The sequence below is a fragment of the Pseudarthrobacter niigatensis genome, from assembly GCF_030812615.1.
Lineage (GTDB): Bacteria > Actinomycetota > Actinomycetes > Actinomycetales > Micrococcaceae > Arthrobacter > Arthrobacter niigatensis.
Genome location: NZ_JAUSTB010000001.1, coordinates 205,448 through 220,512, shown reverse-complemented (window position 1 = coordinate 220,512; position 15,065 = coordinate 205,448). Strand labels below are relative to the sequence as shown.

At 67.7% G+C, this 15,065-nt stretch carries 13 protein-coding genes; all 13 read right to left on the bottom strand.

Annotated features, from left to right (window positions below; translation table 11 throughout):
* Nucleotides 1–19: 19 nt before the first annotated feature.
* The 13 genes from J2T23_RS01075 to pyrR all read right to left on the bottom strand — a co-directional run bounded on the left by J2T23_RS01075 (nt 20) and on the right by pyrR (nt 15,057).
* On the bottom strand, nt 20–2,155 hold the full coding sequence (locus J2T23_RS01075) for a primosomal protein N' (RefSeq protein ID WP_307356443.1): 2,136 nt from the start codon (nt 2,153–2,155) through the stop codon (nt 20–22).
* Between the two features lie 111 nt (nt 2,156–2,266).
* Entirely contained in the window at nt 2,267–3,502 is a 1,236-nt protein-coding gene (metK, locus tag J2T23_RS01070) for a methionine adenosyltransferase (RefSeq protein WP_141160360.1), read from the bottom strand.
* A gap of 76 nt (nt 3,503–3,578) precedes the next feature.
* Entirely contained in the window at nt 3,579–4,817 is a 1,239-nt protein-coding gene (gene coaBC, locus J2T23_RS01065; RefSeq protein ID WP_307356440.1) for a bifunctional phosphopantothenoylcysteine decarboxylase/phosphopantothenate--cysteine ligase CoaBC, read from the bottom strand.
* A 33-nt stretch (nt 4,818–4,850) separates the two neighbouring features.
* Nucleotides 4,851–5,111 carry a DNA-directed RNA polymerase subunit omega gene (gene rpoZ, locus J2T23_RS01060; protein WP_026264487.1) on the bottom strand — a complete coding sequence of 87 codons (261 nt, stop codon included), beginning with the start codon at nt 5,109–5,111 and terminating at the stop codon, nt 4,851–4,853.
* 16 nt (nt 5,112–5,127) lie between these two features.
* Nucleotides 5,128–5,721, bottom strand: a complete 594-nt coding sequence (gene gmk / locus J2T23_RS01055; RefSeq protein ID WP_141160358.1) for a guanylate kinase — start codon at nt 5,719–5,721, stop codon at nt 5,128–5,130.
* Between the two features lie 47 nt (nt 5,722–5,768).
* Nucleotides 5,769–6,086, bottom strand: a complete 318-nt coding sequence (mihF, locus tag J2T23_RS01050; RefSeq protein WP_210411227.1) for an integration host factor, actinobacterial type — start codon at nt 6,084–6,086, stop codon at nt 5,769–5,771.
* A 111-nt stretch (nt 6,087–6,197) separates the two neighbouring features.
* Nucleotides 6,198–7,076 carry an orotidine-5'-phosphate decarboxylase gene (gene pyrF / locus J2T23_RS01045; protein ID WP_307356436.1) on the bottom strand — a complete coding sequence of 293 codons (879 nt, stop codon included), beginning with the start codon at nt 7,074–7,076 and terminating at the stop codon, nt 6,198–6,200.
* Nucleotides 7,069–10,383: a carbamoyl-phosphate synthase large subunit gene (gene carB, locus J2T23_RS01040; RefSeq protein WP_141160355.1), complete on the bottom strand. Its 3,315-nt coding sequence runs from the start codon at nt 10,381–10,383 to the stop codon at nt 7,069–7,071. Before carB ends, pyrF begins: the two co-directional genes overlap by 8 nt.
* Nucleotides 10,383–11,609 carry a glutamine-hydrolyzing carbamoyl-phosphate synthase small subunit gene (gene carA, locus J2T23_RS01035; protein WP_370871440.1) on the bottom strand — a complete coding sequence of 409 codons (1,227 nt, stop codon included), beginning with the start codon at nt 11,607–11,609 and terminating at the stop codon, nt 10,383–10,385. The genes carB and carA overlap by 1 nt, the downstream gene beginning before the upstream one ends.
* The gene (locus J2T23_RS01030; protein ID WP_141181646.1) at nt 11,590–12,108 is read right to left on the bottom strand and encodes a PH-like domain-containing protein; all 519 of its coding nucleotides are present in this window, start codon (nt 12,106–12,108) and stop codon (nt 11,590–11,592) included. The genes carA and J2T23_RS01030 overlap by 20 nt, the downstream gene beginning before the upstream one ends.
* Entirely contained in the window at nt 12,108–13,448 is a 1,341-nt protein-coding gene (locus J2T23_RS01025) for a dihydroorotase (RefSeq protein WP_307356431.1), read from the bottom strand. Before J2T23_RS01025 ends, J2T23_RS01030 begins: the two co-directional genes overlap by 1 nt.
* Entirely contained in the window at nt 13,448–14,473 is a 1,026-nt protein-coding gene (locus J2T23_RS01020) for an aspartate carbamoyltransferase catalytic subunit (protein WP_307356429.1), read from the bottom strand. Before J2T23_RS01020 ends, J2T23_RS01025 begins: the two co-directional genes overlap by 1 nt.
* Nucleotides 14,470–15,057, bottom strand: coding sequence for a bifunctional pyr operon transcriptional regulator/uracil phosphoribosyltransferase PyrR (pyrR, locus tag J2T23_RS01015; protein WP_141160350.1), 588 nt, complete (start codon nt 15,055–15,057; stop codon nt 14,470–14,472). Before pyrR ends, J2T23_RS01020 begins: the two co-directional genes overlap by 4 nt.
* Nucleotides 15,058–15,065: the final 8 nt, after the last annotated feature.

Sequence of the window (15,065 nt, the reverse complement as noted above, 5' to 3'; positions counted from 1 at the left end):
GTCCTCCCGCAGGACGGACCTAGAGCACGTCGACGCCGTCCAGCCGCAGCTGCACGGGGTCCATGGTCCGTTTAGCGGCCACGGCGGCGCGGGTGACCCGGAGGACGCGGACGACGGCGGCGGCGTGGCCGTACGGGAAGAACAGCAGGGTCCGGACGTCCTCGGCCGAGCGCCTGCCGGTGGGCGGCGCGGTGAGCAGCAGCGGCGCCGGGCCCGCCGTTCGCACGGCGATGCCCGCGCCGGCCAGGTCCGCTTCCACCGCACCCGTGTAGTGTTCAACGGCGGCGCGCGGCCCCGTCACGGAGGCGATGCGTACCGCCGGTGGAAGCTGGAGTTCCATTCGCAGCGACAGCTCGCGCCGGGCATAGCCGGCCGGGTCCCACCGCAGCAGCGCCCCGGTGGCGGCGGTGTCCGTGGCAGTGACCACCACCAGGCCTTCCGCTGCCCCGGGCCGGACCAGGGCGGCTGCGTTGAACCAGCGGCGCAGGGTGTCTTCGCCTGCGCGGAGGCTTTCCCGGCGCAGCAGCGAATCTCCATCCAGCAGCAGGGCGGCCGCATAACCCCCGTCTGCGACGGGTTCGGCCCCAACTGTTGCCACCACCAGCGCCTTGCCCGCGCCCACTGTGGCCTTCACTTGGTCGCCCGATGACGTGACGACCGTGGTGCCCGGAAATGCGCGGCCCAGCTCTTCAGCGGTGCGCAGGACTCCCGTGGCCCCTTTACGGAGCCGCCGCCCGCCGCAGTGGGAGCACTTCCATTCCGGAGCCGGGGAGGAACACCAGCGGCACTGGGGCAAGGCGGCTGTTCCGGCCAGGGCCAGGGGCCCCTGGCAGTGCCCACACCGGGCGGGTTCACGGCAAGTTTCGCACACGAGGGAGGGCGCGTAGCCGGCCCTGGCCACCTGGACCAGGACGGGGCCACGATCCAGCCCCTTCTTTGCCGCCTGCCAGGCAGCATGGGGCAGCCGCGCGATAGTGGCCAGGGGATCACGTTCCTGCTCGAAGCTGTCAGCCGTGTTGACCACGCGCGGAACGGTCCTGCGGACCGTGGAACGCTCGGCTTCAACGGGCACGGCCCAGCCGGCCTCCACCAGCCGCTGGACTTCGGTGCTGCGGGCGTGCCCCGCCAGGAGGCAGGCTGTGCCCTCCTGTTCTGCCCGCAGGAGGAGGACTTCCCGGGCGTGCGCGTAGGGTGCGCGCTGCTCGATGTGGAGGTCGTCGCCGTCGTCCCAGCAGGCAACCAGGCCCAAGTCCTGCACCGGCGCAAAAGCGGCGGACCTGGTGCCAATGGCGATCCTTGCCCGGCCCGCAAGGAGTCGCAGGAAGTTCCGGTACCGCGGCGTGGGGCCGTCGTCCGCCGTGAGCCTGGCCACGGCCTCCTCCGGCAGCAGTTCCATCAGCGCCTGCTCCAGCCGGTCCAGGTCGCGGTAGTCGGGCACTACCAGCAGCGCGCCCCTGCCTGAGGCGTAAGCAGCGGCGGCAGCCTGGGCCAGGAGGGCCGGCCACCCGGCGGCCCCATAGCCCTGGAGCGGATTGATGACCGCACGCGGGGATCCCCCGGCAGCCAGGTGCCTCAGGAAAGCAGCTCCGGTGCGGTACGCGGTCCACGCTGAAACGCCGGGGACAGCCGGGATGCCCAGGGCGCCTTCGGCTTCAGGAGCCTGCGGTCCTGCCGTGCCATCCAGGCCTGCAGTCCCACCCGGATCTGCAGGGTCCAGTGATGCGGGGTAGTCCTTTTCGAGCCGTGCGACGCGGGGCGGTATGGCCAGGCGGAGGACGTCGCTGACCGTGCCGGCGTACCGCGCCGCCACGGCCCCGGCAAGGTCCTGGGCTGCGGGCGTGAGGACCGGAACCGGGGACACGACCTTCGACAAGGGCACCAGGATGTGTCCGGCATCGGATTCCGCCAGGCGCTCCAAAAGGAAGCCGTTCAGATCCTGGCCATTGAACTTGACCTTGACCCTGACTCCCGGCTGGGCGTCGTGGTCCAGCGCAACCGGGACCGCGTAGTCGAAGGGGCGGTCCAGGTGCGGCAGCGACGATTCCACGAGGATCCGCGCCACGGGAAACGGCTTGGCCAGGTCGACGCCGACAGGCAGTGCGCGGGCCGGAAACCCCTGCAACAGGGATGGCTGGACGGAACTGTCAGCAACCACCGTGGCTCCCTCCGTTCAGCTGCCGGGTTGGACATGAACAGCCAAGCATAGGCCACTGACAGTGCACTTCCTGTCCGGGCCCGCTGCTTCCGGGTCCGGACCGGAATTCACCTATGCGTTGAAGAACGCCTTCAAATCATCTACCCGGTCAAGTCGTTCCCACGTGAACTCGGGCTCATCGCGGCCGAAGTGCCCGTGGGCGGCAGTCTTGGCGTAGATCGGGCGCTTCAGGTCGAGGGCGTCGATGATGGCGCGGGGACGGAGGTCGAAGATTTCCGCAATGGCGTCGCTGATCCGGGCGGGATCCACAGTCTCGGTACCAAAGGTCTCAACATAGGTTCCTACGGGGCGGGCCTGGCCGATGGCATATGCGATCTGGATCTCTGCGCGCTTGGCCAGCCCCGCGGCCACCACGTTCTTGGCAACCCACCGCATGGCGTAGGCGGCAGAGCGGTCCACCTTGGATGGATCCTTGCCGGAGAAGGCACCGCCGCCATGGCGCGCCATGCCGCCGTAGGTATCGACGATGATCTTGCGGCCGGTGAGGCCTGCGTCGCCCACCGGGCCGCCGATGACGAATTCGCCGGCCGGATTGAGGATGTTCGCGGCACGGGAAATGTCCAGGTTGGCCGCGGCCAGGACGGGTTCAATGACGATGGCGGCAAGGTCCGCGCGCAACTGCTGCAGGCTTGCACCCTCGGCGTGCTGGCTCGAAATCACCACGGTTTCGATCGAAACGGGAACATCCTTGTCGTACCCCACCGTGACCTGGGTCTTGCCGTCCGGCCGAAGGTAGGCCAGCTGGCCTGTCTTGCGGACATCGGTGAGGCGCTCGGAGAGCCGGTGGGCCAGCCAGATGGGCGTGGGCATGTAGGAAGGGGTCTCGTCGCTGGCGTAGCCGAACATCAGGCCTTGGTCGCCTGCGCCCTGGAGGTCGTAGTCGTCCTCCTGGCGGCCCTCGCGGGCTTCCAGCGAGTTGAACACACCGCCGGCGATGTCGTTGGACTGCTGGCCAATGGAAACAGACACGCCGCAGCGGGCACCGTCAAAACCGTTCGCTGAGGAGTCGTAGCCGATGCCAAGAATGGTTTCGCGGACGATCTGCGGGATCTCGACGTACGCGTCGGTGGTAACTTCGCCCGCAACGTGCACCAGCCCGGTGGTCGCCATTGTCTCCACGGCCACGCGTGACTCGGGGTCCGCGGCCAGCAGGGCGTCCAGGATGGCGTCGCTGATCTGGTCGCAGATCTTGTCCGGATGGCCTTCGGTGACCGACTCGGACGTGAAGAGCCGGAGCGCGGAGGGCGTGGCCCCATGGGTCTGGGGAAGGTGCAGCGGTAAAGTCACTCAACTACCTTACTGGTTGGAAGGCGCCGGCCCCGCGGGAGATGTCCTCCCGAGAAGCAAACGTGGTGCGGAACACTCAGGTATGGGGTGAAACCCTGGTCAGTTCAAAGCCGATGCGGGCAATGATGGCTTCCGAAACCTCAGTCTTGGTTCCGGCCGCTTCCTGTGGTTCGTCGCCGGCGCGCGAAAGGATGACCACCGAGTTGGAGTCCTGCCCGAAGACTTTGTCCGCGCCCACATGGTTGACCACCAGCAGGTCGCAGCCTTTTCGCTGCAGTTTCGCTTCGGCGTATGCGAGGACGTCGCCCTGGCTGTCACCGGTTTCCGCCGCGAAGCCGACGATGAGCTGGCCGGTCCCGGAAGGTCCGGCTTTGCGTTGCTCCACGAGTTCCTGCAGGATGTCCGGGTTGCGGACCAGGGTAATGACGGGGTCTGCGGTGTCGTCGCGTTTCTTGATCTTGGTGTCGGAGACATCGGCGGGGCGGAAGTCTGCCACGGCGGCGGACATGATGATGACGTCGGACCCGGCAGCGGCATCCAGCGCAGCCGCCCGGAGCTGCAGTGCAGTCTCCACGCGGACCACCTCCACCCCGGCGGGCGGCTGGACCTCCATGTGTGCCGCCAGCAGCCGGACGGTGGCACCGGCGTTCCGGGCGGCGACGGCCAGCGCGACGCCCTGCTTGCCGGAGGACCGGTTGCCGAGGAAACGGACGGGGTCCAGCGGCTCACGGGTGCCCCCTGCACTGATGGTTACGGTGCGGCCGGCAAGGGGCAACTGGAAATCGGACTGTCCCTGGACCAGTGCCATGGCGGCGTCAAAGATCGCCTGCGGTTCCGGAAGCCTTCCCGGTCCGGAATCAGCGCCGGTCAGCCTGCCGGAGGCGGGTTCGAGGACTGCGGCGCCCCGGCCGCGGAGCGTTTCAACGTTGGCGCGGGTGGCGGCGTGCTGCCACATTTCCGTGTGCATCGCGGGCGCGAACAGCACTGGGCCGTGCGCCATCAGCAGCGTGTTGGTCAGCAGGTCACCGGCCTGGCCGGTGGCGGCTTTGGCCAGGAGGTCAGCGGTTGCGGGTGCAACAACCACCAGGTCAGCTTCGTGGCCAAGCCGGACGTGGTTCACCAGGTGGACGTCGTCAAAGACGCTGTTGCTGACGGGGTTTCCGGACAGCGCCTCCCAGGTGGCGGTGCCGATGAAGCGGGTGGACGCCTCCGTGGGGATCACCGTGACGTCATGTCCGGCTTCAGTAAAAAGCCGGAGGAGCGATGCCACCTTGTAGGCGGCAATCCCTCCCCCGACTCCGAGGACTATGCGCACGTGATCTCCGTCAGCAAGTCAGTTGGCGGCAGGTTACTCAGCGGCTTCGATCGGCGTGGAGACCAGCTTGCCTTCGTTGATCTCGCGCAGGGCGATCGAAAGCGACTTCTCGTTCAGCTTGGTGTCAACCAGGGGCCCGACGTACTCGAAGAGGCCCTCGTGCAGCTGGGCGTAGTAGGCGTTGATCTGACGAGCACGCTTGGCACCGAAGATCACCAGGCCGTACTTGGAATCCGCTACCTTCAGCAGATCGTCGATCGGCGGGTTGATGATGCCTTCAAGGTTCGTAGACACGAATTTCTCCAAATTCCTAGCGGGCTGACGGTTCCGGCAGGTGTGGATGCGGTGTCAGCCCCATGAGTGAAACAAGCTCGTCCGCTGCCCGGCGGACGTCATCGTTGATGACGGTGTGGTCGAACTCCGGTTCAGCAGCAAGTTCCAGTTTAGCGGTTTCCAGCCGGCGCTGCTGTTCCTCCGGGGTTTCGGTCCCCCGGCCCACCAGCCGGCGGACCATCTCGTCCCACGTGGGCGGGGCCAGGAAAACGAACTGAGCGTCCGGGACTGCCGCCTTGACCTGGCGGGCGCCCTGGAGGTCAATCTCCAGCAGCACCGAACGGCCTTCTGCGATGGCCCCGTTCACGGTGCTCTTCAGGGTGCCGTAGGTGTTCTGTCCGTGGACCACTGCCCACTCCAGGAGTTCACCATCGGCGATGAGCTGCTCGAACTCCTCCTTGGTCTTGAAGAAGTAGTGGACGCCGTCCACTTCGCCGGGCCGGGGCGCCCGGGTGGTGGCTGAAACGGAAAGCCAGACCTCGGGGTAGTTGTCCCGGATGTAGGTGGACACGGTGCCTTTGCCAACAGCCGTCGGACCTGCGAGGACTGTCAGTCCCGGTTTCTTGCTCACGTATTCCTTTTGCCACGGTTGGGGGAAGGACAGGCGCGGCCTGTGCCTCAGTGCTCGTCTATAAAATCTACCAGCGCCCGGCGCTGGTGGACGCCCAGCCCACGGACCCTGCGGGACGCCGCAATGCCCAGCTGCTGCATGATGGCGGCGGCCCGGACCTTTCCGATGCCGGGAAGGGCCTCAAGCAGCTCCGAAACCCGCATGCGGGCCAGCGCATCATCCTCCAGCGCGGAACTGATGATATCCGCGGCCGACCTGTCACCGTTCCGTAGGCTCTCCTTGGCAGCAGCCCGGGTAGCCCTGGCCGCAGCCGCCTTGCCCAGGGCCTCGGCCCGTTCAGAAGCGGATAAAGGTCGCAGGACCATCACGGACACCCCCGGAGTCGGCGGATTTCATCCAAGGGCGGCCGCCCTTGGACCTGTCCTGAAACTACCCTTTGGTGCAGCCCGAATCAATGCATCCGGACAATTGGCGGCCTATTCGCCCCGCAGTCCCGCCAGCGTCCGCAGGGCGGCCTCACGCAGTCCGCGGATTTCCGGTCCCGCCGCGAGGATGTCGCGGCTCGATGTTCCCAGGACGAGCGGGTAGGCGTCGCCGAACGTGGTCCTCAGCCCGGCCGGGGTAGCCCCCTGGGCACCGAGCCCGGGTGCCAGGATGGGTCCACGGACGGCGGCGAGGTCCAGTTCCAGGTCTGCCAGGGCGCTCCCCACGGTGGCGCCGACCACCAGGCCGACGGAGCCGAGGCTTCCGGCGTACCGTGAGTTCTCCGCGGCCGCGGCCTCCGTGATCCGGCGGGCCACGGAATCCTTTCCACCGACGTGCTGGACCGAGGCGCCTTCGGGGTTGGACGTCAGTGCCAGCACGAATACGCCGCGCCCGGTTTCCGCCGCGAGGTCCAGCGCGGGGCGCAGCGACTCGAAGCCGAGGTAGGGGCTCAGCGTGACGGAGTCCGCCGCCAGCGGGGAGCCGTCCCGGAGCCAGGCATCGGCATAGGCGGCCATGGTGGAGCCGATGTCGCCGCGCTTGGCGTCGGCGACCGTGAGTACCGACTGGTTGCGGGCTTCAGCCAGGACCTCTTCCAGGACGGCCAGGCCGGCCGATCCGTGGCGCTCGTAAAGTGCCACCTGCGGCTTCACCGCGGCAGCGAGGGAAGCCACTGCCTCCAAAGCCGTCAGCGAAAACCGGCGCAGTCCGGCGGCGTCGTCGTCCAGCCCCCATGCCTTCAGCAGGGCCGGGTGGGGGTCGATGCCGACGCAGAGCGGGCCGCGGGCGGCCATGGCTGCGCCGAGCCGGGAGCCGAAGGACTCCCGGCCGGCGCCTGGCCCCGGGGTGGTGCCGGATACCTGCTCAGGCATGCTGCAGGGCCGCCTTCTGCGATTCCGCGAGGGCTGCCGCGTGTTCCTGCAGGCTGGTAACGGACCACTGGTAGGTGCGCATGGCTTCGATGGCCTGGACCGCGGCGTTGAATTCGGCCACGGTGGTGATGCACGGGATGCCGATGGAGGTTGCCGCGGCGCGGATCTCGTAGCCGTCGCTGCGCGCCTCCCCACCGGAGGGCGTGTTGAAGACCATATCGATTTCCCCCGCCACGATCAGGTCGGCGATGGTGCCCTCACCTTCGGCGCTGCTGCCCTCGGCAACCTTGCGGACTGGAGTGGCCTGGATGCCGTTGCGGCGCAGAACGTCCGCCGTGCCGCCGGTGGAGACGATCTCGAAGCCAAGGTCCGAGAGGCGCTTGACCGCCATGATCACCGAGCGCTTGTCCCGGTTGGCCACGGAGACAAAGACCTTGCCCTCGGTGGGCAGGGCGTTGTTGGCACCGGCCTGGCTCTTGGCGAAGGCGGTGTCGAAGTGCTTGTCGATGCCCATGACTTCGCCGGTGGAGCGCATCTCGGGTCCGAGCAGGGAGTCCACCACCTTGCCTTCGAGGGTGCGGAACCGGCTGAACGGGAGCACCGCTTCCTTGACGGCCACGGGGGCGTCAAGGGGCAGGGTTGAACCGTCGCCGGACTCCGGCAGCATCTTGTAGGCGCTGCGGAGCTGGTTGATGGTCACGCCGGTGCCGATCAGGGCCGCGGCCTTGGCCATCTGGACGCCGGTGGCCTTGGACACGAACGGCACGGTCCGCGAGGCGCGGGGGTTGGCTTCCAGGACGTACAGCACGTCCGAGGCCAGCGCGAACTGGATGTTGATCAGGCCCCGGACGCCCACGCCTTCGGCGATGGCGCGGGTGGCTACACGGACACGCTCGATGACGTTGCCGCCCAGGGTGATCGGAGGCAGGACACAGGCGGAGTCGCCGGAGTGGATGCCGGCTTCCTCGATGTGTTCCATGATGCCGCCCAGGTACATGTCGGTGCCGTCGTAGAGGGCGTCGACGTCGATTTCGACGGCGTCCTCGAGGAACCGGTCGATCAGCACGGGGTGGTCCGGGGTGATTTCGGTGGCGTTGGCGATGTAGCGGGAGAGGTTGGGCTCGTCGTAGACGATTTCCATGCCGCGGCCGCCCAGCACGTAGGACGGGCGGACCAGGACGGGGTAGCCGATCTCGTCCGCGATCTTCTTGGCGTCCTCGAAGGAGACGGCGGTGCCGTTCTTGGGCGACACCAGGCCGGCCTTGTCCAGCACGCGGGAGAAGGCGCCGCGGTGCTCCGCGAGGTCGATCGCCTCCGGGGAGGTGCCCAGGATCGGCACGCCGGCGTCAGCCAGCTGCTGCGCCAACTTCAGCGGGGTCTGGCCGCCGAGCTGGACGAAGACGCCCATGACGCCGCCGGTACGTTCCTCTGCCGCGATGACCTCCAGCACGTCCTCGAGCGTGAGCGGCTCGAAGTACAGGCGGGTGGAGACGTCGTAATCGGTGGAGACGGTTTCCGGGTTGCAGTTGACCATGACGGTCTCGTAGCCGGCCTTGCGCAGCGCCATGGAGGCGTGGACGCAGGAGTAGTCGAACTCGATGCCCTGGCCGATGCGGTTGGGGCCGGAACCGAGGATCAGGATGGACGGCTTGGAGTGCAGCGCAACCTCGTCCTCCTCGTCGTAGGCCGAGTAGTGGTACGGGGTGTACGCGGCGAACTCGGCGGCGCAGGTGTCAACGGTCTTGTAGACGGGGCGGATGCCCAGGGCCTGCCGGACACCGCGGACGACGGCCTCGGAGTTGTGGGTCAGGGCGCCGATCTGCTCGTCGGAGAAGCCGTGGCGCTTGGCACGCTGCAGCATCTCCTTGGTGAGGGCTCCGGCCTGCCGGATTTCGTGGGAGATCTCGTTGAGCAGCTGGAGCTGGTCCAGGAACCAGGGGTCGATCTTGGTCGCCTCGAAGAGCTGCTCCACGGTGGCGCCGCCCAGGAGGGCGCGCTGGACCTGGTGCAGGCGTTCGGTGGTGGGACGCTTGGCCTTCTCGATAAGCTCTGCCACTTCGTATTCCGGGACGCTGCTGAAGTCCAGCTGCGAACCCTTCTGTTCGAGGGAGCGGAGCGCCTTCTGCAGGGCTTCGGTGAAGTTGCGGCCCATGGCCATGGCTTCGCCCACGGACTTCATGGTGGTGGTCAGGGTGTCGTCCGCGGCCGGGAACTTCTCGAAGGCGAACCGCGGGACCTTGACCACCACGTAGTCAAGGGTGGGTTCGAAGGACGCCGGGGTCTTCTGGGTGATGTCGTTGGGGATCTCATCCAGGGTGTAGCCGAGCGAGAGCTTGGTGGCGATCTTGGCGATGGCGAAGCCGGTTGCCTTGGATGCCAGCGCCGAGGAGCGGGAGACGCGGGGGTTCATTTCGATGACCACCACGCGGCCGGTGGCGGGGTCGATGGCGAACTGGATGTTGCAGCCGCCGGTGTCAACGCCCACTTCACGGATCACGGCGATGGCTACGTCGCGGAGTTTCTGGTACTCCCGGTCGGTGAGGGTCAGGGCCGGCGCCACGGTGATGGAGTCGCCGGTGTGCACACCTACGGGGTCGAAGTTTTCGATGGAGCAGACGACAACCACGTTGTCGTTCTTGTCCCGCATCATCTCGAGCTCGTATTCCTTCCAGCCCAGGATGCTCTCTTCGAGCAGCACCTCGCTGGTGGGGCTGTATTGCAGGCCCTGGCCGACGATGCGGCGCAGGTCATCCTCGTTGTAGGCCAGGCCGGAGCCCAGGCCGCCCATCGTGAAGGAGGGGCGGACGACCATCGGGTAGCCGAGGTCACCGGCGGCGTTGAGGGCCTCATCCATGGTGTGGATGATGTGGCTGCGGGCGGATTCGGCGCCGCAGCGCTCCACGACGCCCTTGAACTTTTCGCGGTCCTCGCCGAGTTCGATGGCGGCGATGTTCGCGCCGATCAGCTCCACGTTGTACTTCTCCAGCACACCGTTCTTGTCCAGGGCGATGGCGGTGTTCAGCGCGGTCTGGCCACCCAGGGTGGGAAGCACGGCGTCGGGGCGCTCCTTGGCGATGATCTTCTCCACCACCTCGGGAGTGATGGGTTCAACGTAGGTGGCGTCGGCGAACTCGGGGTCGGTCATGATGGTGGCCGGGTTGGAGTTCACGAGGATGACGCGCAGGCCCTCCTCCTTGAGGACCCGCAGGGCCTGCGTGCCGGAGTAGTCGAATTCGGCGGCCTGGCCGATGACGATCGGGCCGGAACCAATGACGAGGACGCTTTTGAGATCTGTACGTTTCGGCATTACTTCTTGTCCTCAGTCTTGTTGTGGTTGGCGGTCTTGGTGTCCGCCATCAGGTCGATGAACCGGTCGAACAGGTAGGCGGCGTCGTGCGGGCCGGCCGCAGCCTCGGGGTGGTACTGGACGGAGAAGGCCGGGATGTCCAGGCAGGCGAGGCCTTCCACGACGTCGTCGTTCAGGCTGATGTGGCTGACTTCCACCCGGCCGTAGCGTGCCTCCGGAGCCTGGGTGGCGCCGTCGAGCGGGGCGTCCACGGCGAAACCGTGGTTCTGGGAGGTGATTTCCACCTTGCCGGTGCGGCGGTCCATCACGGGCTGGTTGATGCCTCGGTGGCCGTAGCGGAGCTTGTAGGTGCCAAAGCCCAGTGCGCGGCCCAGGATCTGGTTGCCGAAGCAGATGCCAAAGTAGGGCAGCTTCTCGTCCAGGACAGAGCGCAGGAGCTTGACCTGGGCGTCGGCGGTGGCGGGGTCGCCAGGGCCGTTGGACATGAAGAAGCCGTCCGGGTTGACGGCCTTGACGTCCTCGAGGGTGGCGGTGGCCGGGAGTACGTGGACCCGGACGCCGCGCTCGGCGAACCGGACCGGCGTCATGGCCTTAATGCCGAGGTCGATCGCCGCGATGCTGAAGCGGGGTTCACCCTCCCAGCCGTGGTCCTTGGGTTCCACCACATAGGCTTCGTCGACGCTGACTTCCTCGGCCAGGCGCGAACCCTCCATGGGGGCACTGGCCAGGACGGCGTCGAGCAGTTCCTTGTCGGTGCCCTGCGCCGCCTCGCCGGAGAAGATGCCGGCGCGCATGGTCTTATGCTCACGCAGGTGCCGGGTGATGGCGCGGGTGTCCACACCCTGGATGCCGACGATGCCCTGGGCCACCAGCTCCTCATACAGCGACCGCTCGGAACGCCAGTTGGAGGGACGGCGGGCGGCGTCACGGACGATGTAGCCGGCCACCCAGATGCGCCGGGACTCGGCGTCGTCATCATTCACGCCGGTGTTGCCGATGTGCGGCGCCGTCTGCACCACCAGCTGGCGGGCGTAAGAGGGATCGGTAATGGTTTCCTGGTAGCCGGTCATGCCGGTGGCAAAGACGGCCTCGCCCAGGGCGGTGCCGGTGGCACCGTAACTGGTGCCGCGGAAAATGCGTCCGTCTTCGAGGACCAGGGCTGCCGGAGCGGAGGTGGTTGCTGTCAATGTATTCGCTTTCACTGTCTTACTTTCCACTGGTGGCACCAGCCGCTGGGGCTGACGAAATCAATTCCTGAAGGGCCTGGTACAGCACGTCCTTGTCCGCGGCGCGGCGGGTTCGGAAGCCGGTATCCAGTTCATGCGTGCCGTGCGTCCATCCGAGCACCAGGAGGCCGTCCTTTTCCACGAACTTCCCTGCCATGCCGCTGTCCTGGCGGACTTCGGTGAGGGAGGCTGCGGGGATGTACAGCGCAGGTGCGCCGGACCGCCCGTAGAGGACGCCGTGCGGGTACACCTCGAGGGTGGAGTTGGTGCGGATGCCCAGCCCGTGCACGGCGATCCGGTCAAGCCAGTCACCGGCCGTCGTGGTGGCCACGTACTGCCCTTCGGCGGCGGCGGTGGGCTCGCCCGGGGCGGAGGGCGCCGGGGGCAGTTGTTCGACGTCGGACTGGCGCTTAAGGCGGTTGCGCCAGCCCACTGCGAGGAGGACAAACACGACGGCGACCACCGCCAGCATGGCAAGGCCGGGAAGGATCTTATCCATCAGGCAGCGCCTGCAGGGGTTGCGGCGGAGTCCGGGTGGGGCGTGTTGAGGCCACCGTCGAGGACCGTGGGGTGGCCGCGGAAAAAGGTTGCCACCACCTTGCCCGGGAGTTCCCTGCCCTTGAAGGGCGAGTTGCGGCCCATGGTGGCCATCTTGAAGGGGTCCACCGTCCAGCGCGCGGCCGGATCCACCAGGATGAGGTTGGCTGGTTCCCCCGCTTCGATGGGCCTGCCCTGGTCGGCCAGCCGCCCGATCTTCGCTGCCGCGCTGGAGGTGACCCGGGCGAAGTCGGCCCACGTCATCAGTCCGGTCTCAATCATGGCGTGCTGGACCACGGACAGGGCGGTTTCCAGTCCGGTCATGCCCATGGCAGCCTGCGCCCACTCGCATTCCTTGTGCTCGCTGGGGTGCGGTGCGTGGTCGGTACCCACAACGTCGATCGTGCCGTCTGCCAGGCCGGCGCGCAACGCCTGGACGTCCGCGTCGGTGCGCAGCGGCGGGTTGACCTTGAAGACGGGGTCGTAGCTGCGGACCAGGTCGTCGGTCAGCAGCAGGTGGTGCGGGGTGACCTCCGCCGTGACGTCGATGCCGCGTTCCTTGGCCCAGCGGATGATCTCCACAGATCCTGCCGTGGACACGTGGCAGACGTGCAGGCGAGAGCCGACGTGCTGGGCCAGGAGGACGTCGCGGGCAATGATGCTTTCCTCGGCCACGGCGGGCCAGCCGGTGAGGCCCAGGACGGCCGAGACGTCGCCTTCGTTCATCTGGGCACCGGCGGTCAGGCGCGGTTCCTGGGCGTGCTGGGCCACCACGCCGTCGAACGCCTTGACGTACTCCAGCGCGCGGCGCATCAGCACGGGGTCGTGGACGCAAATGCCGTCGTCGGAGAACATCCGCACCCGGGCGCGGGAATCGGCCATCGCGCCCAGCTCGGCAAGCTGCTCCCCCGCCAGGCCGACGGTGACCGCGCCTACCGGGCGGACGTCCACCCACCCTGCTGCCTGGCCGAGGGTGTAGACCTGCTCCACCACACCCGCGGTGTCGGCCACAGGAGTGCTGTTGGCCATCGCGTGCACGGCGGTGTAGCCGCCCAGCGCCGCTGCGCGCGTTCCGGTCTCGACCGTCTCGGCGTCCTCGCGGCCGGGTTCGCGGAGGTGGGTGTGGACGTCCACCATGCCCGGCAGGGCCACCAGCCCGGCGGCGTCGATGACGGTGGCACCATCAGCGGACAGCCCGTGGCCGATCTCGGCAATGATGCCGTCGCGGACCAGCAGGTCGGTGGGTTCGCCGCCCAGGATGGCGGCGCCCTGGATGAGGTACGTTCCGGTGTTGCCTGCCATCAGTTGCTCTCCTTGGTGGACGGGGCAGCGGCGAACGCCGGTGCCCGGGTTGCGGCTGGTTCCCGGGTGTCCCCGGAGAGCAGCAGGTACAGTGCGGCCATCCGCACGGACACGCCGTTCCGGACCTGGGCCAGGACGGTGGAGCGCGGCGAGTCCGCGGCGGCGGCGCTGATCTCCAGGCCGCGGTTCATGGGGCCCGGGTGCATGATGATGGTGTCCGTCATGCCCAGGTCGTCCAGGGCCCGGAGCCGGTTGTCGTCGAAGCCCCAGCGGCGGGAGTATTCGCGGGTGCTTGGGAAGAACGACGCGTTCATGCGTTCGCCCTGGACGCGGAGCATCATGACGGCGTCCACGCCGTTTGCGAGGGCTTGGTCCAGGTCGTAGCTGACGCTGCAGGGCCACTTGTCGACGCCGACCGGCAGCAGGGTGGGCGGCGCCACGAGCGTGACTTTCGCTCCCAGGGTCCGGAGCAGCCAGACGTTGGAGCGGGCCACGCGGGAGTGCAGCACGTCACCGGCGATGGCCACCCGCATGCCCTTGAGGTCCGTTCCTTCGGAGCCCGTTCCGGCCAGGCGGGCCCAGTGCCGCCGCATGGTGAAGGCGTCCAGGAGGGCCTGGGTGGGGTGCTCGTGGGTGCCGTCACCGGCGTTGATCACGGCTGCATCGATCCAGTCCGTGGCGGCCAGGCGGTGGGGTGCCCCCGACGCCCAGTGACGGATCACGACGGCGTCAGCACCCATGGCGGACAGGGTCTGGGCCGTGTCCTTGAGGGACTCGCCCTTGGAGACGGAGGATCCCTTGGCGGCGAAGTTGATGACGTCGGCAGAGAGCCGCTTGGCCGCGGCTTCGAAGGAAATGCGGGTGCGGGTGGAGTCCTCGAAGAACAGGTTGACCACGGTGCGGCCGCGCAGCGCCGGAAGCTTCTTCACTTCCCGCTCGCCCACGGCCGACATTTCCTCGGCAGTGTCAAGGATGCGGATGGCGTTCGAATGGCTCAGGTCCCCGGTGGACAGGAGGTGTTTCATGCGCCGCCCTCAATGACGACTTCGTTGACCGGCGCTCCGGCGTCGGAGGTGTCCGTTTCTTCCAGCCGGACCCTGACCTTTTCCGCGGAGGAGGTAGGCAGGTTCTTGCCTACATGGTCGGCGCGGATGGGGAGTTCGCGGTGGCCCCGGTCGATCAGGACCGCGAGCCGGACGATCCGGGGGCGGCCGAGGTCAACGAGGGCGTCCAGCGCGGCGCGGATGGTGCGGCCCGAATAAAGGACGTCGTCGATCAGCACCACGACTTTGTTGTCGATGCCGGTCCGGGGAAGCCTGGTGGGGTACGGCGGCCGCGTGCCCTGGTGGGAGAGGTCGTCCCGGAACATGGTGACGTCGAGCTGGCCCACGATGGCGGCGGCATCAACGGTGTTGTCTGCGGCAGCAATCTTTTCGGCGAGCCGCACGGCCAGCGGGTAGCCGCGGCGGGGAATGCCCAACAGGACCAGGTCCCGGGACCCCTTGTTGGCTTCGAGGATCTCATGGGCGATACGAGTGAGGGCCCGGTCAATGTCCGCCTGGCTGAGGACAACCCTGGCTGGAACCGGTGCGCTGGTGACAGATGTCAACGCTCGTC